The organism is Cupriavidus laharis, assembly GCF_914271435.1.
Taxonomy (GTDB): Bacteria; Pseudomonadota; Gammaproteobacteria; order Burkholderiales; family Burkholderiaceae; genus Cupriavidus; species Cupriavidus laharis.
In genome coordinates this window covers 18,263-38,474 of record NZ_CAJZAI010000013.1, presented here as the reverse complement: position 1 = coordinate 38,474, position 20,212 = coordinate 18,263, and the positions used below count along the sequence as shown (strand labels likewise).

General features: G+C 66.2%; 19 protein-coding genes. 9 read left to right on the top strand and 10 right to left on the bottom strand.

Annotated features, from left to right (window positions below; genetic code table 11):
* Positions 1-20: 20 nt before the first annotated feature.
* The 5 genes from LDO29_RS21740 to lexA all read right to left on the bottom strand — a co-directional run bounded on the left by LDO29_RS21740 (position 21) and on the right by lexA (position 7,874).
* Positions 21-3,728, bottom strand: a complete 3,708-nt coding sequence (locus LDO29_RS21740; protein ID WP_224081809.1) for an nSTAND1 domain-containing NTPase — start codon at positions 3,726-3,728, stop codon at positions 21-23.
* Between the two features lies 1 nt (position 3,729).
* The gene (locus tag LDO29_RS21735; RefSeq protein WP_224081808.1) at positions 3,730-5,784 is read right to left on the bottom strand and encodes a CHAT domain-containing protein; all 2,055 of its coding nucleotides are present in this window, start codon (positions 5,782-5,784) and stop codon (positions 3,730-3,732) included.
* Positions 5,785-5,809: 25 nt separating this feature from the next.
* Positions 5,810-6,622: a hypothetical protein gene (locus LDO29_RS21730; RefSeq protein ID WP_224081807.1), complete on the bottom strand. Its 813-nt coding sequence runs from the start codon at positions 6,620-6,622 to the stop codon at positions 5,810-5,812.
* A gap of 320 nt (positions 6,623-6,942) precedes the next feature.
* Positions 6,943-7,116, bottom strand: a complete 174-nt coding sequence (locus LDO29_RS21725; protein WP_224081806.1) for a hypothetical protein — start codon at positions 7,114-7,116, stop codon at positions 6,943-6,945.
* Between the two features lie 101 nt (positions 7,117-7,217).
* On the bottom strand, positions 7,218-7,874 hold the full coding sequence (gene lexA / locus LDO29_RS21720; RefSeq protein WP_224081805.1) for a transcriptional repressor LexA: 657 nt from the start codon (positions 7,872-7,874) through the stop codon (positions 7,218-7,220).
* A gap of 207 nt (positions 7,875-8,081) precedes the next feature.
* On the opposite strand from lexA, the gene LDO29_RS21715 reads away from it, so the two are divergent.
* The 8 genes from LDO29_RS21715 to LDO29_RS21680 all read left to right on the top strand — a co-directional run bounded on the left by LDO29_RS21715 (position 8,082) and on the right by LDO29_RS21680 (position 14,125).
* A complete protein-coding gene (locus LDO29_RS21715; RefSeq protein WP_224081804.1) occupies positions 8,082-9,080 on the top strand; it encodes an asparaginase in 999 nt (332 codons plus the stop codon).
* Positions 9,081-9,182: 102 nt separating this feature from the next.
* Entirely contained in the window at positions 9,183-9,557 is a 375-nt protein-coding gene (gene rpsF / locus LDO29_RS21710; protein ID WP_224081803.1) for a 30S ribosomal protein S6, read from the top strand.
* A 77-nt stretch (positions 9,558-9,634) separates the two neighbouring features.
* A complete protein-coding gene (priB, locus tag LDO29_RS21705; RefSeq protein ID WP_224081802.1) occupies positions 9,635-9,934 on the top strand; it encodes a primosomal replication protein N in 300 nt (99 codons plus the stop codon).
* Positions 9,935-9,937: 3 nt separating this feature from the next.
* The gene (gene rpsR / locus LDO29_RS21700; protein ID WP_022535681.1) at positions 9,938-10,216 is read left to right on the top strand and encodes a 30S ribosomal protein S18; all 279 of its coding nucleotides are present in this window, start codon (positions 9,938-9,940) and stop codon (positions 10,214-10,216) included.
* 36 nt (positions 10,217-10,252) lie between these two features.
* The gene (gene rplI, locus LDO29_RS21695; RefSeq protein WP_224081801.1) at positions 10,253-10,705 is read left to right on the top strand and encodes a 50S ribosomal protein L9; all 453 of its coding nucleotides are present in this window, start codon (positions 10,253-10,255) and stop codon (positions 10,703-10,705) included.
* A gap of 201 nt (positions 10,706-10,906) precedes the next feature.
* On the top strand, positions 10,907-12,298 hold the full coding sequence (locus tag LDO29_RS21690; RefSeq protein WP_224081800.1) for a replicative DNA helicase: 1,392 nt from the start codon (positions 10,907-10,909) through the stop codon (positions 12,296-12,298).
* A gap of 180 nt (positions 12,299-12,478) precedes the next feature.
* On the top strand, positions 12,479-13,105 hold the full coding sequence (locus tag LDO29_RS21685; protein WP_224081799.1) for a DUF47 domain-containing protein: 627 nt from the start codon (positions 12,479-12,481) through the stop codon (positions 13,103-13,105).
* A gap of 12 nt (positions 13,106-13,117) precedes the next feature.
* The gene (locus LDO29_RS21680; RefSeq protein ID WP_224081798.1) at positions 13,118-14,125 is read left to right on the top strand and encodes an inorganic phosphate transporter; all 1,008 of its coding nucleotides are present in this window, start codon (positions 13,118-13,120) and stop codon (positions 14,123-14,125) included.
* A gap of 70 nt (positions 14,126-14,195) precedes the next feature.
* Here the strand turns inward: LDO29_RS21680 and LDO29_RS21675 are convergent, their stop codons facing one another.
* The 5 genes from LDO29_RS21675 to LDO29_RS21655 form a co-directional block, all read right to left on the bottom strand.
* Positions 14,196-14,873 carry a C40 family peptidase gene (locus LDO29_RS21675; RefSeq protein ID WP_224081797.1) on the bottom strand — a complete coding sequence of 226 codons (678 nt, stop codon included), beginning with the start codon at positions 14,871-14,873 and terminating at the stop codon, positions 14,196-14,198.
* A gap of 41 nt (positions 14,874-14,914) precedes the next feature.
* Positions 14,915-15,397, bottom strand: a complete 483-nt coding sequence (locus LDO29_RS21670; protein ID WP_224081796.1) for a hypothetical protein — start codon at positions 15,395-15,397, stop codon at positions 14,915-14,917.
* A gap of 115 nt (positions 15,398-15,512) precedes the next feature.
* Positions 15,513-17,216: a PhoH family protein gene (locus LDO29_RS21665; protein ID WP_224081795.1), complete on the bottom strand. Its 1,704-nt coding sequence runs from the start codon at positions 17,214-17,216 to the stop codon at positions 15,513-15,515.
* A 398-nt stretch (positions 17,217-17,614) separates the two neighbouring features.
* Positions 17,615-18,082 (bottom strand): peroxiredoxin, encoded by a 468-nt coding sequence (locus LDO29_RS21660; protein ID WP_224081794.1) that lies wholly within the window; start codon positions 18,080-18,082, stop codon positions 17,615-17,617.
* A gap of 160 nt (positions 18,083-18,242) precedes the next feature.
* Complete coding sequence (locus tag LDO29_RS21655) at positions 18,243-18,632, bottom strand: Mth938-like domain-containing protein (RefSeq protein ID WP_224081793.1); 390 nt, start codon at positions 18,630-18,632, stop codon at positions 18,243-18,245.
* Between the two features lie 312 nt (positions 18,633-18,944).
* Here LDO29_RS21655 and LDO29_RS21650 point away from each other — a divergent pair, with 312 nt between their 5' ends.
* Entirely contained in the window at positions 18,945-20,180 is a 1,236-nt protein-coding gene (locus LDO29_RS21650) for a pyridoxal phosphate-dependent aminotransferase (RefSeq protein ID WP_224081890.1), read from the top strand.
* Positions 20,181-20,212 lie beyond the last annotated feature (32 nt).

Sequence of the window (20,212 nt, the reverse complement as noted above, 5' to 3'; positions counted from 1 at the left end):
TCCTCTTGCATGCACTGGGATCAGCGCGTCTCGCACGCATCCGGCTGCGGCGTGTCGGCCTTGAAGTAATCGGCCTTCTGCCGCGCCGTGAAGCCGCCCCCGACGATCGCGCAGGCTTGCCGGCGCCACGCGTCGAGGTCGAGATCCCACACGGCGGCGACTTCAGTGCCGGCGGCATAGAGCCAGCGTCCGTCGTCGCTGACGGAAAGCTGGGCGACGGGCTGGCGCGGATCGTGGTACAGCGCCTGGGGAATCGGGAGCGGACGGTCGGCATGGCTGTCGAGCAGGAACAGGTTGCCGTGGTCGTCGCCTGCCACGACGAACGGTGCGTCCGGCACGGCAAGCGAGGTGATGACGCCGGACGCGTCCTGCTTGAGGAGTACGGGCGCACCCGCTGTCCGGGCGGGGTCCGACGGCGCCTGCCCAAGCGCCAACCGGAATACCTTGCCGAGGTAGTTGCCCGCGACCAGCGCATCGCCCTGGTGGCTGAAGGCCAGGCTCGTGATCTGGCCCCGCGGCAGGTCCTGGAACTGGAGCACCGGCGTGGCCCGCGCGCTGGCGCAATCGGGGCCGGAGGTTTCGATGCGCCACAGGCTGAGCCGGTCGTCGTCGGAGACGGCCAGCTCGCTGCTGCCCGGGCGGAACACGGCATTGGTGGCGCGGGCGAGATCGTCGGGCAGCGGCACCTGGCACGGCGGTGCGGCGTCGGCCTTGCCTGCCGCGGGGATGCGCCATATCTGCAGGCGACGGCCACTGCCGGCCTCGCCAGAGCGGATCGCGAGCAGGTCGGCGCCTGCGCTGAGCGCGAGGCGGGCCTGGGTGCCAGCCCTTGCCTCAGGCAGGAGCCGGCCGGTGCCGTCCGTACCGACGATCCACACATTTCCGCCTGCATCGGCAAGTGCCAGGCGTTGCGCCCCGCGTGCCCATGCCAGCGCGGCGACGGGCGCCTGGAACTGCCCGGGCAGGCGGCGCACGGCTGGTTGTGCGCCTTCGGCCTGAAGCATCGTCAGGCCCTGGCTATCGCTGGCGGCGGCCTGTGAAGGGGAACTGCCGCCCAGGGCCAGCAACTGCGGGGGCGCGCCATCCTGTTTGCGCGCCACAATGCGCGCGACCGGATTGCGTGGCGTATCCACGCGCATCTGCAGCAGTTCGCCCTGTTCGGTGGAGGCCAGCAGTTGCTGGTGTCCGCCTGGCGCCAGGCCGGTGATCTGGGCGGGCAGGTCGATCAGCTCGTGGCGCACGACTTGCATGCCTTCGGGGTCGAGCTGCCATTTGATGACGCGGCCATCCCACCCGCCGGAAAGCAGTTGCCGCGCGTTCGTGAATACCAGCCGCGCAACGGCATCGTCGTGACCGGACAGCGGGCGCGGCCAGCGTCCGCCATCCGCCGCGCGCCAGACATCGATACGGCCGCCCCGGGTACCGGCTACGACCAGGCTGCTGTCAGGGCTGACGGCCACGCTGTGGTAGCCGGAGAACCAGTCGGCATTTCCCGGTGGGGAAGGCAATTCCTGCGCCGGGCCAGCGAGCAGCGCTGGCCCGGGCGCCGAATTCTCCGGCAAGCGCCAGAGCCGCGCCTTGCCATCGCGCGATACGGTGGCGAGCTGGCGGCCATTGTCGAACAGTGCCAGGCCGGTGACGCGCATGGCGTGCGCACGGCCGGTCGCGACGGGTTGCTGCCAGTTGCCGCCTGCACGGGCCAGGTCCCACATGACCACGCGCCCGCCTTCGAAGCCGGCCACCAGCCGGCGGCCGTCGCTGGCCAGCGCGGAAACCGGACCCCATCCACTCTCGGGGCGTGCACCGCGCGGCAGCGCAAGCCGCGTGGCCCGCCCCGGCTGCGCGATGCTCCATAAGGCCACGCTGCCATCCTGCCCGCCCGTGGCGAGCGTTCCGGCGCCCGCCAGCGCGAACGCACGCACGCCTTGCGGATGCTGGTTGCGCAGTTGCGTTTCGTCGAGCCTGGCGCTGCGTCCGCCCGGCGCCAGTTCCGTGATCTCGACGGTCCAGCGTCCGGCTTCCAGGCGTGCCGTGACGCGGTGCGTGGCATCGGCCTGGACTTCGGTCATGCGGCCGTCGGCGCGGGCCAGGTAGGCCTCGATGTGGCGCGCGCGGTGCAGTGTGCCAAGCAGCGGGCGGCGGAAGTCGAAGGCATTGCCGGGGCGATCGTGCCCGTGCTGGCCGCGCGTGCCTTCCACCGCCGCCAGTAATGCGGCATCCGGGGCAGGGCGAGAATTGAGCAAGGAAAACAGCGCGTTCTGGCGCGCCAGATCCTGCTTGGTCGATCGCAGCTGCCACGCCGACAGCACGAAGCCGATCAGGAAGAACAACGTTACCAGGCCCAGCGCATAGCCCAATATGCGCCATTTGCGCGCGCGGGCGCGCGATTCGCGGTTGCGCCGGTAGGCGGCCAGGAAGCGGTTCTCGGCTTCGCTGTGCATGTCTTCCGGTTCGAGCAGGGTGTCGTCGAGCTCTTCGGTGGACGTGAGCTTGCCGAATACGCCGGGGTTCTCGCCCGATAGCGCCCATGCGCGCGCGAGCTGTTTCCAGTGCGGCAGGTACTGCGCCCGCCATTGGGCATTGCTGGCGCGCAGCGGTTCGGTCAGCCGGTCATGCGTGAGTTCATACCATTGCGCATCCTGGCGGCTCTGCGCGCGCACGAGGTGGTATTGCTGCAGCACGCCAAGTTCCGCCGCCGTTGGCGATGCGCGCACGCCGGCGTCGAGCGTGGCCTGCGCGCGCATATTGGCGGCCGTGATCAGCCGGCTCTCGATCCATTCGCGCACCACGCGCTGCCGCGCGCGGGTCGGTGCCGCGGCGTCCAGGGCCAGGTTGCAGTACGACGCCAGCGCGGCGCCGGTGTCGAGTTGCTGTACCTGGTCGAGCGTGATGGCGGCGCCCGCGGGCGGCGTGCCGGCATCGCCGAAGCATTGCCGCCACAGGCTCAGGCCCACCACTTGCAACTGGACTGGCTCGACGAAGCGCCCCTCGCGCATGACGGCCTGCCCGTTGGCGTTGCGCGTACGGATTTGCGCCAGGTCGTGCACGAGCCGTTGCGCGGCGTCTTCGCGGAAATCCACGCCCACGGCCGCAGCAGGGCCGATCAGCGCCTGCAGGGCCTGCTCACGCGTCAGCAGGTCGATGCGCATGGTGTTGGTGAGCCGCGTCGGGACCAGGTCGCGGTAGGCATCGAGCCATGAAAAGTATTCCTCGCGCATCGACACCAGCGCCCAGACCGGGCTGGCGCCATGCTCGAGCACGTCGCCGAGCTGGGTGAAGAACTCGCGCTTCTGCGCGGTGTCGTCGTTGTCCAGCGTGAAGATCTCCTCGAACTGGTCGAGCACGATCATCAGCCGTCTTGGCCTGGCGCCGGTGGCCTGGTTCTGCAGGCGGGACAGGCACGATAGCAGGGTGTCGTCTGCTCGCGGCTTCACGCCGGTGCGCGTGGCCCAGCAATGCAGCACGCTCGTGACGTAGCGGTTGGCGCCGCCGTAAGGTGCGCTGACACGCGCGGTGGGCAGCACGTCGAAGCGGTCGGCCAGCCGCGGGCGCAGCCCGGCTTCGATCAGCGAGGTCTTGCCCGCGCCCGAGGGCGAGTACAGCAGCACGATGCGGTCGGCGATCAGGCGGTCGCGCAGCTCTTCGATCTCGGCATCGCGCCCGAAGATCGGATCGGTTTCGTCGAGCGGGGTCGGGCCGATGTAGGGGCCGGGGCTGGCGTGTGCCATGTCATGGCTCCATGCGCTGCAGCAGCTCTGCGGTGAACATGCCGACATCGCCCCAGTACAGCTTGAGCCTGGCCTTGTCCTGGAAATAGCGTTCGAGGTAGCGGCGCGCACTGACCGGGTCGACGATGCTGTTGGGGTCGAGCTGCGCCGACAGGTGCTGGTATTCCTGGCGCAGGTCGGCGCCTTCCAGGTTCAGGATGCTGCGGAACAGGATGCGGAATTCCCACGACTGCACGTCGAAGCCGACAAAGAGCAGGGCACTGTCGTTCAGGCGCGCGCGCACCGCGAGCGGAATCGCATTGCGGTTGACCGACACGGTGGTGAGGTAGTCGAAGTACTGGTCTTCGGTGAGCACCAGCGAGCCCGGTTCGCGCAGGTCGCCGAAGAGCTTGAGTACCATTGGTGCTTGCGCGGTCGGCGCCGCGCGCTTGCGGCCTTCGGCCAGCGCATCGTCGCAGGCTTCGGCCTGGCGGTTCCAGCGGCATAGCCGGACGCTCGGGTCGGCGCCGTTCTCGCGCAGGGCGTCGGCCAGCAGGTCGCTGGGGTCGGTGCTCAGATAGACCGGCAGCTTCAGCCGTGCCATGGCACGGTAGGGGCTCTGCGGCTCGCGGTCGCGCTGCGCGCGGCCCATGGCGCTCACCACGTCGCCAAGCTGCGCGATGATGTCCTCGTTCTTCAGCGCCAGCAGTTCAGGGGGCAGCAGGTCGCGGTATTGCTGCACGATATGCTGGTACGCGAACTTGTAGAACAGGCGCCGCGGGAGTACGCCCTGCTGCGAGACCGCCAGGTACTGGGCGACCTGCGGCAGCTCGTCGCGTTCATGCGGGGCCATCGGGAAATGGTAGGCCTCGGCCCACATCTGCGCGAGCAGCAGGCGCGAGCCGAACACCGTCTCGCTCATCGCGGGGCCGAGGATCGGTGTGGTCTCTCCGTGGCGGATGTTCTCGATGACGGCGCGCCAGGCGTCGCCGCCATCGCCTTCATCGGGTGCAAAACCGGGCGGATAGAAGATGCGGCCGCTGTCCAGCCGCGTGAATACTGCGGGCATCCACCAGTCCGGATACTCGCTGACCGCCGCGCGCGCCACGCCGGCGGCGCGGTCCACTTCGCCGTGTTCGCGCAGTTCGGCAAAGAACAGCGGCAGGAAGGCGTTCATGGTGGCCACGCCGACATTGCCTTGCATCGCCAGCACGGCGGGCACGCCGGCCTGTGCGAGCTGCGGGCCCAGCGCCATCAGCGTGCTGGCACTGCGCGCAGCACCGGCGCCGGCGCTCTGGCAGGAGCACAGCACCACCAGGCTGGGCGGGCGCTCGAGCGTGCCGATGCGGTTGACCAGCACGCTGCCGCCCACGAGGTCGCGGCTGCCGTCGGCCTGTTCGAACCAGAGCATGGGCTGGTCGTCCACGAGCGCGCCATGGCACACCAGGCAGAACACATCGGCGCCTTCCTGCAGTGCCGCGAAGATGCGGTCAATGGTGGCGTGGCCGGGCGCTGCCAGCGCCTTGGCCGGGATCGGCGCCAGCGCAGCGATGGCGCGCGCCGCTTCCGCTGGGGCGTCGATCGGCTTGAGTTCGGGCCCGAGCCCGCTCGGGTTTGCCACCACCACCAGCGCGCTGACGTCGCTCTTCGCACGCAGACGGGGCAGGCGCATTTCACGCGAGAACAGGTAGCGCGAAAAGAAGCAGCGCTGGGTGATGAACAGCGCGTGCTCGCCGGCGGGGTCGTACAGCGTTTCCCACGGCAGTGCGTGCAGTTCGCGCGCGTCGACGCCAATGCGCAGGCGCACGCGCAGGTCCAGATGGCGCTCCTCGGCGGATGTCTGTGCGCGGACAAAGGCATCGCGCAGCGGTGGCGCGGCAAACAGGCTTGCGGCCAGCGCGCGGCCGCACACCTGCGGGTCTGCGTCGCGCAGGGCCGGGTCGTCGGGCGACAGTTGCAGCGGCACGCGCGGGGTGATGACATCGCCTTCGGGCACGCGGTGCCTGGCCTCGGCCTCATAGCTGCCTGTGGCATCCGTGCCGATCACGATTTCCAGTTCGGAATAGTTGCGTGGCATGGGCGGTCGGGGGCCTGGGCGGGAGCTATGCCGCGGAGCGCGGGTCGCCCGGCAGGTAGTGCCCGGTCACGGCGCGAAAGGCCGCGGAAGTACGCTTGCCTGGATAGCCATCAAGCTTGACGAAGACGCCGGCGTAGGTATTCAGCCAGCGTTGCAGCGCGTCGGCTTGCGCAGTCACGGCGGGATCGGTGGGCTTGCGCGCGGCATAGCGCACGATCAGCGGCCCGTCGGACACGGTGCGCGCCAGCTGGTCAGCAAAGCCGATGGCGCCGGTCTCGGCCAGGCGCCGCAGCAGCACCGCGACGCCACACTGGCGCGACACCGCCGTATCGGACCACGTGCCATCGGCCACGTACTTGCCTCGGACGTAGTGGTTGGAAAAGCTCCACAGGTAGGGCGTCGGCACCTGCGGATGGTAGGAACGGTAGCCAAAGCCGTTGTACCGTTCGGCCTGGTAGAGCAGGCCGGCCAGGCTCCAGTCAGTGGCCGCGCCAAGGCCCTTGACGGCCAGCGCATCGGCCGCGCTGTCTTCCCAGGTGAACGGCGGCGGGCTCCCGCGCGGGCGCCCGGCAGGTACGTGCGTGGTGCGCGCGCTCAGGGGGTCGCCATTGTGCAGGTGGCAGTCGAAGCGCTGGCCGCATTCCATGTTGTGGATCACCGCGATGAAGTGCCACGGCACGCCAGAGATGGCACTCGCCGCCTCGTAGCGGGGTTGGTTGCGCACCAGCGTCCTGACGAGCCCGTCGACCTCGGCCGCGCGTGCGGCGCTGATGACGCAGCTGTTGAACAGCGACTCGTAGTCCCGGCGCAAGGCGTCCGTTAGCGCAATGGTGGCCATGATGCCTCCCATGCGGATTCGCTGACGGCGCCGTCGGCGCCGCGGGCGTTCGCAAATACCCCCGGCAACGCAAGACGGGCGGCCGGCGGCAATGCGCGCGAGCCGGCCCGGTTCGACCGCGCGCCGTGCTGCGGTTGGGCCGCTCTCCGACGGCTCCGGGGCGCGCTGTGCCTGCTATCTGAAGGCTAGAAGCTCGCACCCGTGATGGAAAGGTGCGGCAGACAAAACAAATGAAGATGAGATATGCAGAATATGCAATTCTCGATGAATCTGCCATCAACGAGGGGCGTGGCGCCCCTCCTGATTCCCGTCGGCGCGGATCAGGCCAGGAGCTTGGTCGGCTCGGCCAGTTCCAGCATCCGGCAGATGGCCGCCATGCTGCCAACCATGGTGCGGCGCTGCGCGCCCTGGTAGATGCGGACGCCCTTCGATTGCCGGAACGGTACCGGCTTGACCGGCTGGCGGGCGGCGGCAATGTGGTTGGTTTGCGGCATGGCTACACCTCTCGATTGGCAAAAGCGGGGTCAACACCCGTCAGGCGGGCGGCGTCGGCACAGCAAGGGGAGAGCGGCCAGCGCGCGGCTGGCCGCGCTGGTCAGAAGCCCGAGGAGCGGATCAGCCCGACGGCAATGCCTTCGAGCGAAAATTCTTCTCGCCCGGGCGTGACCACGATGTTCGGGAAGTCCGGGTTCTCTGCGATCAACTCGATGGCGCCGCCACGGCGCTGCAGGCGCTTGACGGTCACGTCATCGCCCAGGCGGGCCACGACGATCTTGCCGTTGGGCGCTTCGCTGGCCTTGCGCACGGCTAGCAGGTCGCCGTCGAGGATGCCGGCGTCGCGCATGCTCAGACCGCGCACGCGCAGCAGGTAGTCGGGGCGTTCGTCGAAGACGGAGGCGTCGACCTGGTATTGGCGGTCGATATGCTCGGCGGCGAGGATCGGGCTGCCGGCGGCCACGCGGCCCACGAGCGGCAGCGTCAGCTGCATGATGCCGGACACTGGCAGCGAAAACTGGTCGGGTGTTTCGGAGTCGCTGCGCGCTACCTTCAGGCGGATGCCGCGCGACGCGCCCGGCGTCAGTTCGATCACGCCCTTGCGCGCCAGCGCACGCAGGTGTTCTTCCGCGGCATTGGGCGACGAGAAGCCGAATTCCGCGGCGATCTCGGCGCGCGTGGGCGGGAAGCCGGTGCCGCGGATCGTGTTGCGGATCAGGTCGAAAATCTGCTGCTGCCGGGGTGTCAGGGTCGCCATGGAAGCGCTTCCGTGATGAGTGCCCCGGTGCGATACGGCTGCCAGCCAGGCGGGCACTGTATGTTTAAACAGTATGACTGTGATTTTATACAGTATCGGCGCAAGCGCAAGCAGAATTTCGGAAGCGTCTCCTCGACTTCCGGTTTGACGGCATGCCGCGGGTACAATCGGCGGACTTCGGTTCCCCGGCGTCCTGCCTTCCTGCCCATGCCCCAGTTTCCCCGCATCGTCGTCCTTGCCACCGGCGGCACCATTGCCGGCGGCTCCGCCAACCCGGCCAGCAGCGCGCGCTACCAGGCTGCCACCGTGCCCGTGGCAACGCTGCTGGCGGCCGTGCCGGCGCTGCAGTCGGTGGCCAGGATCGAGGCCGAGCAGGTGGCGCAGGTCGACAGCAAGGACATGGTATTTGCGTTCTGGTCGGCGCTGGCGGCACGCGTGCGGCACTGGTCTGGCGAGCCGGATGTGGCCGGCATCGTCGTTACGCACGGCACCGACACGCTCGAGGAGACCGCCATGTTCCTGCACCTGACGCAGGCCTGTCCGGTGCCCGTGGTGCTGACTGCCGCGATGCGGCCGTCCACATCGCTGTCGGCTGACGGGCCGCTCAATCTGCTCGATGCCGTGCGGGTGGCCGCCCATCCGGATGCGCGCGGCAAGGGCGTGCTGGTGGTGCTGAACCAGCAGGTCCATGCGGCGCGCGACGTGACCAAGGCGCATACGTCGGCGGTCGATGCTTTTGTGTCGCCATCGTGTGGGCCGCTGGGCTTCGTGCAGGATGACCTGGTGCGCATTCCCCGCGTGCCGGTGCGGGCCGACAACGCAGCTTTGCCGGCGCCGCAGCAATGGCCGGAGGTGGAGATCATCGCCAGCTATGCGCAGCCCGGTCGTGTCGCGGTGGATGCCATGGTCGCCGCCGGCGTGCGCGGCCTGGTTGTGGCGGCGGCGGGCAATGGCTCGGTGCATGAGACGCTGGTCGCTGCGCTGAAGGATGCCGCGGCCACCGGCGTCGCCGTGGTGCGCAGTTCGCGTACCGGGGCGGGCCATGTGGCGATTCCGCCGGTTGCGGACCCTGTTGCCGGCGTGTTCGTATCCGCCGCAGACCTCAATCCATACAAGGCGAGGGTGTTGCTGTTGCTGGCTCTGGCGCAGGAGCCAGGCCTGGCCGCCGAGCCGGATCGGTTGCAGGCGCTATTCGCCTCTGTATGACAGCAGTTGCGCATTTGTCAATGGTCGGGCTATAATTTAAGGCTATTCAACCTTGCCACACTGGACGTGACGCCCAGGTGGCTCATCCCAAAAGGAGCGTCAATGCGTCATTACGAAATCGTCTTCATCGTCCATCCGGACCAGAGCGAGCAAGTGCCGGCCATGATCGAGCGTTACAAGTCGCTCGTGACGTCGCAAGGCGGCCAGGTTCACCGCGTGGAAGACTGGGGCCGTCGCCAGATGGCTTACATGATCCAGAAGCTGGCCAAGGCTCACTACGTTTGCTTCAACATCGAATGCGGCAAGGACACCCTGGCCGAGCTGGAACACGCCTTCAAGTTCAATGACGCCGTGCTGCGTCACCTGATCGTGCAGACCAAGAAGGCCGAGACCGCTCCTTCGCCGATGATGAAGGAAGTGCAGCGCGAAGAAGCCCGCAAGGCCGCGCAAACGACCACCGAAGGCCAGGCCGCCTGAGTGCGGACTGCGGTGCCAGTCGTGGCCGGCAGGACTGACCACGGCGGCATGGGCAACACACTGCAAGGGGCCGCGCGTTGAACCAGCTTCGGCTAGCCGCCACATTGGCGGAGCGCGATGCCCTCAGGTACACCCCGGCCGGCGTGCCCGTCGTGAACTGCATCCTGCAGTACAGCGGCGCGGCGACCGAGGCGGATACGCCGAGGCAGGTCGAGTTTGCCATTGCAGCGATGGGGATCGGCCAGGTTGGCCAGCGTCTGGAGCGGTTGCCGCTCGGCACGCTGCTCGACTGCGAAGGATTCCTGGCTCGCAAGCACCGCAACAGCAAGGCCCTCGTCTTTCACATCACTGGATGTAAAGCATTCGTAAAGGATTGAATCATGGCATTCATCAAACGTGACAACAAGAACAAGAAGCGCTTTCAGCAACAGAACCCGCTGTTCAAGCGCAAGCGCTTCTGCCGCTTCACCGTGGCTGGCGTGGAACAGATCGACTACAAGGATCTGGACACCCTGAAGGACTTCATCGGCGACAACGGCAAGATCACGCCGGCTCGCCTGACCGGTACCAAGGCTCACTATCAGCGTCAGCTGGACACGGCCATCAAGCGCGCCCGCTTCCTGGCGCTGCTGCCGTACACCGACCTGCACAAGAACTGATAGCCCAGGCCATAGGTCCGTAAAGGAGAGAACACGATGCAAGTTATTCTGCTGGAAAAAGTGATCAACCTGGGCAACCTGGGTGATATCGTCAAGGTGAAGGATGGTTACGCCCGTAACTTCCTGATCCCGAGCAAGAAGGCCCGCCGCGCCACGCAAACCGCGATCCAGGAATTCGAAGTGAAGCGCGCCGAGCTGGAAAAGGCCGCAGCCGAGAAGCTGGCCGCCGCGCAAGCCGAAGGCGAGAAGCTGAACGGCCTGACCGTCCAGATCACCCAGAAGTCGGGTGTGGACGGCCGCCTGTTCGGTTCCGTGACCAACGCCGACATCGCCGTTGCCCTGGATACCCAAGGCTTCAAGCTGGAAAAGGCCCAGGTTCGTTTGCCGAATGGCCCGCTGAAGACCGTCGGTGACCATCCGGTCAGCGTCGCGCTGCACACTGACGTGGTGGTCGACGTGACCGTCGCCGTCGTGGGCGAGCAGGTCTAAGCAAGACCTTGCCTGGTCGGCGCGTCCGGCCCAAGCAAGCGAAAAGGCAGGAGCCAGGCTCCTGCCTTTTTTGTTTGTCTGCGGCAGTCGTTTCAGGACGGTTTTTTTGCTGCACACCCGGAGCTGTCAAGGCCCGATGCCGAATTGTTGCCGCTCAAATGTCAGGCGGGCAGCGTCCGCCCGCCGGTATAATCCCACCCCATGAACGCGCCCGTCGCCGACCCCCAACTCGACAGTCTCAAGGTACCGCCGCATTCGATCGAGGCCGAGCAATCGGTGCTCGGTGGCCTGCTGCTGGACAATTCCGCCTGGGACCGTATTGCCGATTTCATTTCCGAGGCGGATTTCTACCGCTTCGATCACCGCCTGATCTTCCAGGGCATCGCGAAGCTGATCTCGGCCACCAAGCCCGCGGACGTCATCACCGTCTACGAGATGCTGCAGGTGGCGGGCAAGGCAGAGGAGGTGGGCGGACTGGCCTACCTGAACTCGCTCGCGCAGAACACGCCCAGCGCCGCCAATATTCGCCGCTACGCGGAGATCGTGCGCGAGCGCGCGGTGCTGCGCAAGCTGGTGACGGTGGCGGACGACATCGCATCGTCGGCATTCGCGCCGCAGGGCCGCGAGGTCCGCGAACTGCTGGACGCGGCCGAATCCAAGGTCTTCGCCATTGCTGAAGAAGGTTCGCGCGGCCAGAAGGGTTTCCAGGAAATCCAGCCGCTGCTGACGCAGGTGGTCGAGCGTATCGACGAGCTCTACCACCGTGACTCGACCACCGACGTGACCGGTGTGCCGACCGGCTTCATCGACCTCGACAAGATGACCAGCGGCATGCAGGCCGGTGACCTGATTATCGTCGCGGGACGCCCGTCGATGGGTAAGACGGCATTTTCGCTGAACATCGGCGAACACGTGGCCGTGGAGCAAGGGCTGCCGGTCGCGGTGTTCTCCATGGAAATGGCGGGCACCCAGCTGGCCATGCGTATGCTGGGCTCGGTCGGCCGCCTGGACCAGCACCGGCTGCGCACCGGCCGCCTGCTCGACGAAGACTGGCCGCGCCTCACCCATGCCATCCAGCGCATGAACGACGCGCAGCTCTTCATCGACGAGACCCCGGCGCTGAACCCGATGGAACTGCGTGCGCGCTCGCGCCGACTGGCGCGCCAGTGCGGGCAGCTCGGCCTGATCATCATCGACTACCTGCAGCTGATGTCCGGCTCCGGCGGTGGCGAGAACCGGGCGACCGAGATCTCGGAAATCTCGCGTTCGCTCAAGGGCCTGGCCAAGGAACTGAACTGTCCCGTGATCGCGCTGTCGCAGCTCAACCGAAGCCTGGAACAGCGTCCGAACAAGCGCCCCGTGATGTCCGACCTGCGCGAATCGGGCGCCATTGAACAGGATGCCGACGTGATCCTGTTTATCTACCGCGACGAAGTCTACAACCCGGATTCGCAGGACAAGGGCACGGCCGAAATCATCATCGGCAAGCAGCGTAACGGTCCGATCGGCACGGTGCGGCTGACCTTCCTGGGCCAGTTCACCAAGTTCGACAACTTCAGCGGCGGCCCGGCCTTCTTCGACAACGACACCTGAAGTCAAGCCCGCCTGCCGCCGAACGTCTCGTTTGCGACATATGGCAGGCATTGAGGCCACAACCCTGTAAAATATTGCGCTTTGATGACAGCGGCCGGAAATGCCGCTGTCGCGCGACGCATTCGCATTCCCTCAGCAACAAATCAGGCAGCGCCACTGCGCTGCGACAAGGAACATTCCATGTTCGGCCGATTCATGCCCACCGAGGGCAAGTTCTTCGAATACTTCAACCAGCATGCCGATTGCGCGGTGACCGCCGCCCACGAATTGCAGGCGCTGGTCAACGACTTGCCCAATGCCGAGGCGCATGCCCGCCGTGTCCAGGCGACCGAAAAGAAGGCCGACCGGATCACGCACGACACCATCGACCTGCTGCACAAGACCTTCATCACGCCGCTGGACCGCGACGAGATCCACAACCTCATCACGACCATGGACGACATCCTGGACCTGATGGAAGACGTGGCGGAAACCATCTCGCTGTACGACGTGACCAGCCTGACCGACGAGGCGCTGCGCCTGGCCGCGATCTGCGTGCAGTGCTGCGACCAGGTCAAGATCGCGGTGGGCCTGCTCGAGGACATGGGTAACGCCAGCACCATCCTGAAGACCGCCCAGCAGATCGACCAGCTCGAGTCGGAAGCCGACCGCGTGATGCGCTCGGCCATGTCCAAGCTGTTCCGCGACGAGACCGACGTCAAGCGCCTGATCAAGCTGAAGGCCATCTACGAGCAGCTCGAAACGATTACCGACAAGTGCGAGGACGTGGCCAACATCATCGAAGGTATCGTCCTGGAAAACGCCTGAGCGGAATCGGCAATGCATACCATTCAAATGAGCCTGTGGGTGATCGGCCTGCTGGTGGCGCTCGCGCTGCTGTTCGACTTCATGAACGGCTTCCACGACGCGGCCAACTCGATCGCCACGGTGGTGTCCACGGGCGTGCTCAAGCCGCACCACGCGGTGGCGATGGCGGCAATGTGCAACGTTATCGCGATCTTCATCTTCCATCTGAAGGTGGCAGCCACTGTGGGTACTGGCACCGTAGACGTCAATATCGTTGACCACTACGTGATATTCGGTGCGCTGGTCGGGGCCATCGCCTGGAATGGGATCACGTGGTACTACGGTATCCCCTCGTCGTCCTCGCATGCGCTCATCGGCGGCCTGGTTGGCGCCGCGGTGGCCAAGGCAGGCACCGGCGCGCTGGTGGGTAACGGGCTGCTGAAAACGGTGGCGTTCATCGTGATCTCGCCGCTGCTGGGCCTCATCCTCGGGTCGCTGATGATGGTGATCGTGGGCTGGACCTTCTTCCGCACGCCGCCCTCGCGCGTGGACCGCTGGTTCCGCCGGCTGCAGCTGGCGTCGGCTTCGCTGTACAGCCTGGGCCACGGCGGCAATGACGCGCAGAAGACCATTGGCATCATCTGGATGCTGCTGATCGCCAGCGGCCATGTCGCCGCCGGCGGCGAGCCGCCGATCTGGGTGATCGTGAGCTGCTATGTGGCCATCGGCATGGGCACGCTGTTCGGCGGCTGGCGGATCGTGCGGACCATGGGCCAGAAGATCACGAAGCTCAAGCCAGTTGGCGGCTTCTGCGCCGAAACCGGCGGTGCGCTGACGCTGTTCTTCGCGTCGGCGCTGGGCGTGCCCGTGTCGACCACGCACACGATTACCGGCGCGATCGTCGGCGTGGGCTCGGCGCAGAAGATGTCGGCGGTCCGCTGGGGCGTGGCCGGCAATATCGTCTGGGCCTGGGTGCTGACGATTCCGGCTTCCGCGTTCATGTCCGCGATTGCGTGGTGGGTTGGCCGCCAGATCCTGTAAGGCAGCTCGGATCCTCTACGCATGACAAAGAGCCAGGCAAGTGCCTGGCTCTTTGTCGTTCAGGGCGTCGCTATTTGTTGGCGAAGGCGGCGATCGGATCGTCGTCGACAGCAGGTGCGGGTTCGGGCGGCGCAGCCGGCGGAGGCACTTGCACCGGGGTGGGGCTGGCTGGCAGCGGCTGGTTGACGGCTGCCACCACGCGCCGCGCGCCGTTGTACCGCGACGCCCAGTAAGGCTTGCCCATGTCTTCGAGCCGCACGGTGCCGCCGCTGGACGGTGCGTGCACGAAGCGGTTCTGGCCGACATAGATGCCGACATGGGAATTGGCGCGCCCCGTGGTGTTGAAGAAGACCAGGTCGCCCGAGGCCACCTCGCTGCGGTCCAGCGCCGAGCCGCGCGTGCCCATGGCTTCGGTGGTGCGGGGCAGGTTGACGTTGGCGGCGCGCCCGACCACGTACCGGACCAGGCCGCTGCAGTCGAAGCCGCTGTCGGGCGTATTGCCGCCATAGCGGTAGGGCGTGCCGACCAGCGACATGGCCTGGATGGAGATTTCCTCGAGCCCCGCGCTTGGATCGATCATGGGCTTGCCCGGCGTGCGGGGCAGGCCCGCATGGCGGGAAGTCGGCGCGCCGGCGCAGGCCGCCAGCAGCAGCGCGGCGGCGAAAACCAGCGGCAGCCGCGCCGTGGCGGGAACCGCGGGCAGGCGCAAGCGGATGGCGCAGGAGGGGAGGAAACGGCGCGAAGGCATCCTTACTGGGTCGGTCACCAGCCCTGACCCCGATCACGCCACTACCAGCGCAACTGAGCGTCGCGGCTTCCGGTGCCGATATTGATGGTCTTGGTCTGGCCCTTGTAACTGGCCTCGATATTGTAACTGCCTTCTGGCGCACGTATGAGGCAGCGTGGGCCGGCGGCGTGGAAGGCGGCAACTTCTTGCTCGTCGCGCAACAGCCGTACGGCGACATCCGAAAGGAATTCGCCGTTGCTCCCCTGCGTGAACAGGATGCCCATATTGAAGTTCTTTTCCAGGCCGGCCAGCTCCTTGCGCTCGTCTTCGGCAATGCCGCCACAGACATAGCTCACCGGGCCCATGGTGCGGATCACCATCTCGTCGGCCGCGTGCGCGGGCCGCCAGACGGTACTCAGCGCCATGCCCACGGCGGCCAGTGCAGCGAGTGCCAGCATGCGCTTGTGGCGCCACGGACCAGGCACGGCACGCGCGCGCAGCGCGTCCGGCTGACACTGCCAGCCGGGCGGTTGCTGATGGCTCATCGACGCCTCCTGTCGAGCGATCCCAAAGCAAACGGAATGCGCGCCCACGGCCCGAAAGCCGCAGGCACGAACCATGTCCGCCGGCCCGGCCGCGAGGGCAGGCCGGCGGAACGCCTTACAGTACGTCGCCGGCGTGATCGGCCAGGCGTGAACGCTCGCCGCGCGCCAGCGTGATATGGCCGCTGTGGCTCCAGCCCTTGAACCTGTCCACCACATAGGTCAGGCCCGACGAACCTTCGGTCAGGTACGGCGTATCGATCTGCGCGATATTGCCCAGGCAGATGATCTTGGTGCCTGGGCCCGCGCGCGTGACCAGGGTCTTCATCTGCTTCGGCGTCAGGTTCTGCGCTTCGTCGATGATGACGAACTTGTTGACGAAGGTGCGGCCGCGCATGAAGTTCATGCTCTTGACCTTGATGCGCGAGCGGATCAGCTCCTGTGTCGCCGCACGGCCCCATTCGCCGGCGCTGTCGTCGCTCTTCTGCAGGACTTCGAGGTTGTCGTCGAAGGCGCCCATCCACGGCTGCATCTTCTCTTCCTCGGTGCCAGGCAGGAAGCCGATGTCCTCGCCGACCGGCACGGTGGCTCGGGTGACGATGATCTCGTTGTACAGTTTCTGGTCCAGCACCTGCTCCAGGCCCGCGGCCAGCGCCAGCAGCGTCTTGCCGGTACCGGCCTGGCCGAGCAGCGTGACGAAGTCGATGTCCGGGTTCATCAGCAGATTGAGCGCGAAGTTCTGCTCGCGGTTGCGGGCGGTCACGCTCCACACGTTGTTCTTGTGGTGTGTGTAGTCCTTGAGCGTCTGCAGCAGCGCGGTCTTGCCGTTGATCTCCTTGACCTGTGCGTAGAGCGGCAGACTGCCGTCCACCGGCTCCAGGTAGACGAACTGGTTGACCAGGAAGGACGGCACCAGCGGACCGGTCAGGCGATAGAACATGGCGCCGGTCTTCGGGTCCTGCCAGCTCTCGACGCCCTTGCCGTGCTTGGCCCAGAAGTCGCCGGGCAATTGCAGCACGCCTGCGTACAGCAGGTCCTTGTCTTCGAGGACCTGGTCGTTGTAGTAGTCCTCTGCGGGCAGCCCCAGTGCGCGCGCCTTGATGCGCATGTTGATGTCTTTCGACACCAGCACGACCTGGCGCTCAGGGTACTGCTGCTGCAGCGCGCTGACCACGCCCAGGATCTGGTTGTCGGCCTTGCCCTGCGGCAGGCCCTCGGGCAGCTTGATGTCGTTGAGCTTCGTCTGGAAGAACAGCTTGCCCTGCGCGTCGCGGTTGCCCAGCTTGGCCAGCGGCAGGCCTTCATCGAGCACGCCGCCGGTGCCGCTCACCAGCGAATCGAGCGTGCGGCTGACGGTGCGGGCGTTGCGCGCGACTTCGCTCATGCCCTTCTTGTGGTTGTCCAGCTCCTCGAGCGTCATCATCGGCAGATAGACGTCGTGCTCTTCGAAGCGGAAGAGTGAGCTCGGGTCGTGCATCAGCACGTTGGTGTCCAGCACGAACAGCTTGCTCGGGCCTTCGGCCTTGCGCGCGCGGCGAGTCGGGCCGGCTGCGGGTTTGACCAGGCTGACCGGGGCTGTGGCGACCGGCGTGGCCGGCACGGATGGCGTCGGTGTCGAGCGGGCGCGGGTACCGGTGGCGGCGCGCGCCTTGACAGCGGGCGCCTGCGTTTCACCGGTTTCCAGCAATGCCACGCGCTCGAGTGCCGGCACAGGTTTCTTCCCCTGTGCGACGGCTTTGGCCTTGGGCACCGCGGTGACCGGAGCGAACTCGCTCGGATCCAGCAATTGGGCAGGCTTGGCGGGCATGGTGGGCAGCGGCATGCTTGGCTTTCCTTTCAGGGGGACAAGATTGGGACGGATCTATCCGTGCGGCAACTCGCAAGGAGAATGCCAGCGGCCACCGGAGCATGCACGCGCGAGGCACCCGGGGCAGCGGATAAACAAAAAAGCCGCCAGCCCTGCGGTACAGGTTTGGCGGCTTGCTTGCGGACCGGCGACACGGCAGGTCCGCCACCGGCCTGCGGCGCGAACCGCCTGGGCCGGGAAGTCGAATCAGCGTGGCATCCGGAATCTGAACTCATTACGGGCCAATGTATCCGAAGGTTTTCGGTTTGGCAATTGCCAGTCACGCGGGGTGTGCGCGGTGTCGCGGCAATGCCAATCTGGCTCGTCTTGCCGCAGCGCTGCCGGCAAAGGGAAGGATGATGGTGGATGGCGTTTCAGAGACCGCGCACGATCTCCAGCACCTCGTCCACGTGGTTGGGCACCTTGATGCCGCGCAGTTCGTGGCGCAGGATGCCCTTGCTGTCGAGGATGAAAGTACTGCGCTCGACGCCGCGGTGCTCCTTGCCATACAGCTTTTTCATCTTCATGACATCGAAGAGATTGCACACTGCCTCGTCCGGGTCCGAGATCAGTTCGAACGGCAGTTCGAGCTTTGCCTTGAAGTTCTCGTGCGAGCGCAGGCTGTCACGCGAGATGCCGAACACGACCACGCCGGCCTTGACGAAGTCGTTGTACTGGTCGCGGAAGTTCATGGCCTCGGTGGTGCAGCCGGGGGTGTTGTCCTTTGGGTAGAAGTACAGCACCACGGTCTTGCCGCGCTGTTCGGAGAGGCGGAAGGTGCCGCCGTCGCCGGTAACCGGCGCGCTGAAGTCGGGTACGGCCTTGTTGAGACTGACTGTCATTGTTATGGCTCCAGGGGAGGGGCGGTGTCGGAGAGGCTGCGAGGGTCCGGACGAAGGCTGCAGGGGTAGTGCGCCTGTGTCACGAGGGGAGCAGATTGGGGCGCTCGACCGGACTTCAAGCGTGGCGCCTCCTTAACTTTCCTGTCCGGCCAATGACAGCTCAGCCGGCCGCGGCTTCCGGCTCCAGCAGCAGCACGGCGGCCACTTTGCGGCCTTCGGCCATCAGGATATTGTAGGTGCGGCATGCGGCCTGCATGTCCATGGCGTCTACCCCCACGTGCTTGCGGGCCAGGGAGGCGGTCAGCCGTGGATGCGGGAAGCGCAGGCGCGCACCCGTGCCCAGCAGCACGACTTCGGGCCCCAGTTCGGCCAGTGCCTCGAAATGCGCGGGTTCGAGGTCTTCGAAGCGGTCCACGGGCCACGGACGGACCTCGCCCTCCGGAAGCACCAGGATGGAGTTGGTGTGACGTATCAGGTTGATTTCAATGTAGCCCGGCCCATAGGCCGTGACCGTATTGAGCGCCTGTGGCTGGTCGGCGTGAAGTTTCAATTGGGGGCCCCGGAGGCCGCCTGGCTGGCGCAGCGACGCCTTCCGCGGGGCGGATGGCCGGCAGCGCGGGCAGGCAGCGGGTTGACGGCGGGATGCAGGCGCCGGCGGCGGGTTCCCCCGAGGCACGCTGCAATGCAAGAATTGCTGCCGAAGTCTGTCATAATCCGATAAATTATAGCTTTTGCCTCCGTGTCTGCCACATTCGCGGCAAGACTGCATTGCATCGCAGCGGACGGCGCCCCGAGACACTCCATCCGGATTCCCATGTTCGCTGCCGCCGACGCGGCAGTTTTCGCCTCCGCCGATATCGCCGTGAAACCCATCCAGAAATCCAACAAACTCAATAACGTTTGCTACGACATCCGCGGCCCGGTGCTGGAAAAGGCCAAGCAGATGGAGGAAGAGGGACACAAGATCATCAAGCTGAATATCGGCAACCTGGCCGTATTCGGTTTCGATGCCCCGGAGGAAATCCAGCAGGACATGATGCGCAACCTGCCGAATTCGGCAGGGTATTCGGATTCCAAGGGCATTTTCGCCGCGCGCAAGGCGATCATGCATTACACCCAGCAGAAGAATATCCAGGGCGTCGGCCTGGAAGACATCTATGTGGGCAACGGCGCCTCGGAACTGATCGTGATGGCGGTCAACGCGCTGCTGAACAGCGGCGACGAGGTCCTGGTGCCGGCACCGGACTACCCGCTGTGGACGGCTGCGGTGAGCCTGTCGGGCGGCACGCCGGTCCACTATATCTGTGACGAGTCCAACGAGTGGATGCCTGACCCGGATGACATCCGCGCCCGCATCACGCCGCATACCAAGGGCATCGTCATCATCAACCCGAACAACCCGACCGGCGCGCTGTACTCGGACGAACTGCTGCTGGAGATCGTCGCCATCGCGCGCGAGCACGGGCTGATCATCTTTGCCGACGAGATCTACGACAAGGTCCTGTACGACGGCAATACCCATACGTCGATCGCCTCGCTGTCGACCGACGTGCTGACGGTGACGTTCAACGGCCTGTCCAAGAACTACCGCTCGTGCGGCTACCGCGCGGGCTGGATGGTGGTGTCGGGCGACAAGCGTCCGGCGCTGGACTATATCGAGGGCCTGAACATGCTGTCCTCGATGCGCCTGTGCGCCAACGTGCCGGGGCAGTGGGCCATCCAGACCGCACTGGGCGGCTACCAGAGCATCAACGACCTGGTGGCCGAGGGCGGCCGCCTGCGCCGCCAGCGCGACCTGGCCTACGAGCTGATCACAGCGATTCCCGGCGTCAGCTGCGTCAAGCCCAAGGCTGCGCTGTACCTGTTCCCGAAGCTGGACCTGTCGATGTACCCGGTGCAGGACGACCAGGAGTTCATTTATGAACTGCTGCAGGAGTCCAAGGTGCTGCTGGTCCAGGGCTCCGGCTTCAACTGGGCCAAGCCGGATCATTTCCGGATCGTATTCCTGCCGCATGAGGAAGACCTGCGCGAGGCGATCAACCGCATCGCGCGCTTCCTGGAGGCGTACCGAAAACGCCACGGCAAGGTGGCTGCCTGATCGGGCGGCCGCTGCAACTCATCCTTAGCAAC

Coding starts and splice junctions, on each gene's coding strand:
- rpsF (WP_224081803.1), top strand. CDS start 9,183: ATGCGTCATTACGAAATCGTCTTCATCGTCCATCCGGACCAGAGCGAG.
- LDO29_RS21665 (WP_224081795.1), bottom strand. CDS start 17,216: ATGCCGCTGCCCACCATGCCCGCCAAGCCTGCCCAATTGCTGGATCCG.
- LDO29_RS21675 (WP_224081797.1), bottom strand. CDS start 14,873: ATGCCTTCGCGCCGTTTCCTCCCCTCCTGCGCCATCCGCTTGCGCCTG.
- LDO29_RS21680 (WP_224081798.1), top strand. CDS start 13,118: ATGCATACCATTCAAATGAGCCTGTGGGTGATCGGCCTGCTGGTGGCG.
- LDO29_RS21735 (WP_224081808.1), bottom strand. CDS start 5,784: ATGCCACGCAACTATTCCGAACTGGAAATCGTGATCGGCACGGATGCC.
- LDO29_RS21660 (WP_224081794.1), bottom strand. CDS start 18,082: ATGACAGTCAGTCTCAACAAGGCCGTACCCGACTTCAGCGCGCCGGTT.
- LDO29_RS21670 (WP_224081796.1), bottom strand. CDS start 15,397: ATGAGCCATCAGCAACCGCCCGGCTGGCAGTGTCAGCCGGACGCGCTG.
- LDO29_RS21690 (WP_224081800.1), top strand. CDS start 10,907: ATGAACGCGCCCGTCGCCGACCCCCAACTCGACAGTCTCAAGGTACCG.
- LDO29_RS21725 (WP_224081806.1), bottom strand. CDS start 7,116: ATGCCGCAAACCAACCACATTGCCGCCGCCCGCCAGCCGGTCAAGCCG.
- LDO29_RS21715 (WP_224081804.1), top strand. CDS start 8,082: ATGCCCCAGTTTCCCCGCATCGTCGTCCTTGCCACCGGCGGCACCATT.
- lexA (WP_224081805.1), bottom strand. CDS start 7,874: ATGGCGACCCTGACACCCCGGCAGCAGCAGATTTTCGACCTGATCCGC.
- LDO29_RS21740 (WP_224081809.1), bottom strand. CDS start 3,728: ATGGCACACGCCAGCCCCGGCCCCTACATCGGCCCGACCCCGCTCGAC.
- LDO29_RS21685 (WP_224081799.1), top strand. CDS start 12,479: ATGTTCGGCCGATTCATGCCCACCGAGGGCAAGTTCTTCGAATACTTC.
- rpsR (WP_022535681.1), top strand. CDS start 9,938: ATGGCATTCATCAAACGTGACAACAAGAACAAGAAGCGCTTTCAGCAA.
- rplI (WP_224081801.1), top strand. CDS start 10,253: ATGCAAGTTATTCTGCTGGAAAAAGTGATCAACCTGGGCAACCTGGGT.
- LDO29_RS21730 (WP_224081807.1), bottom strand. CDS start 6,622: ATGGCCACCATTGCGCTAACGGACGCCTTGCGCCGGGACTACGAGTCG.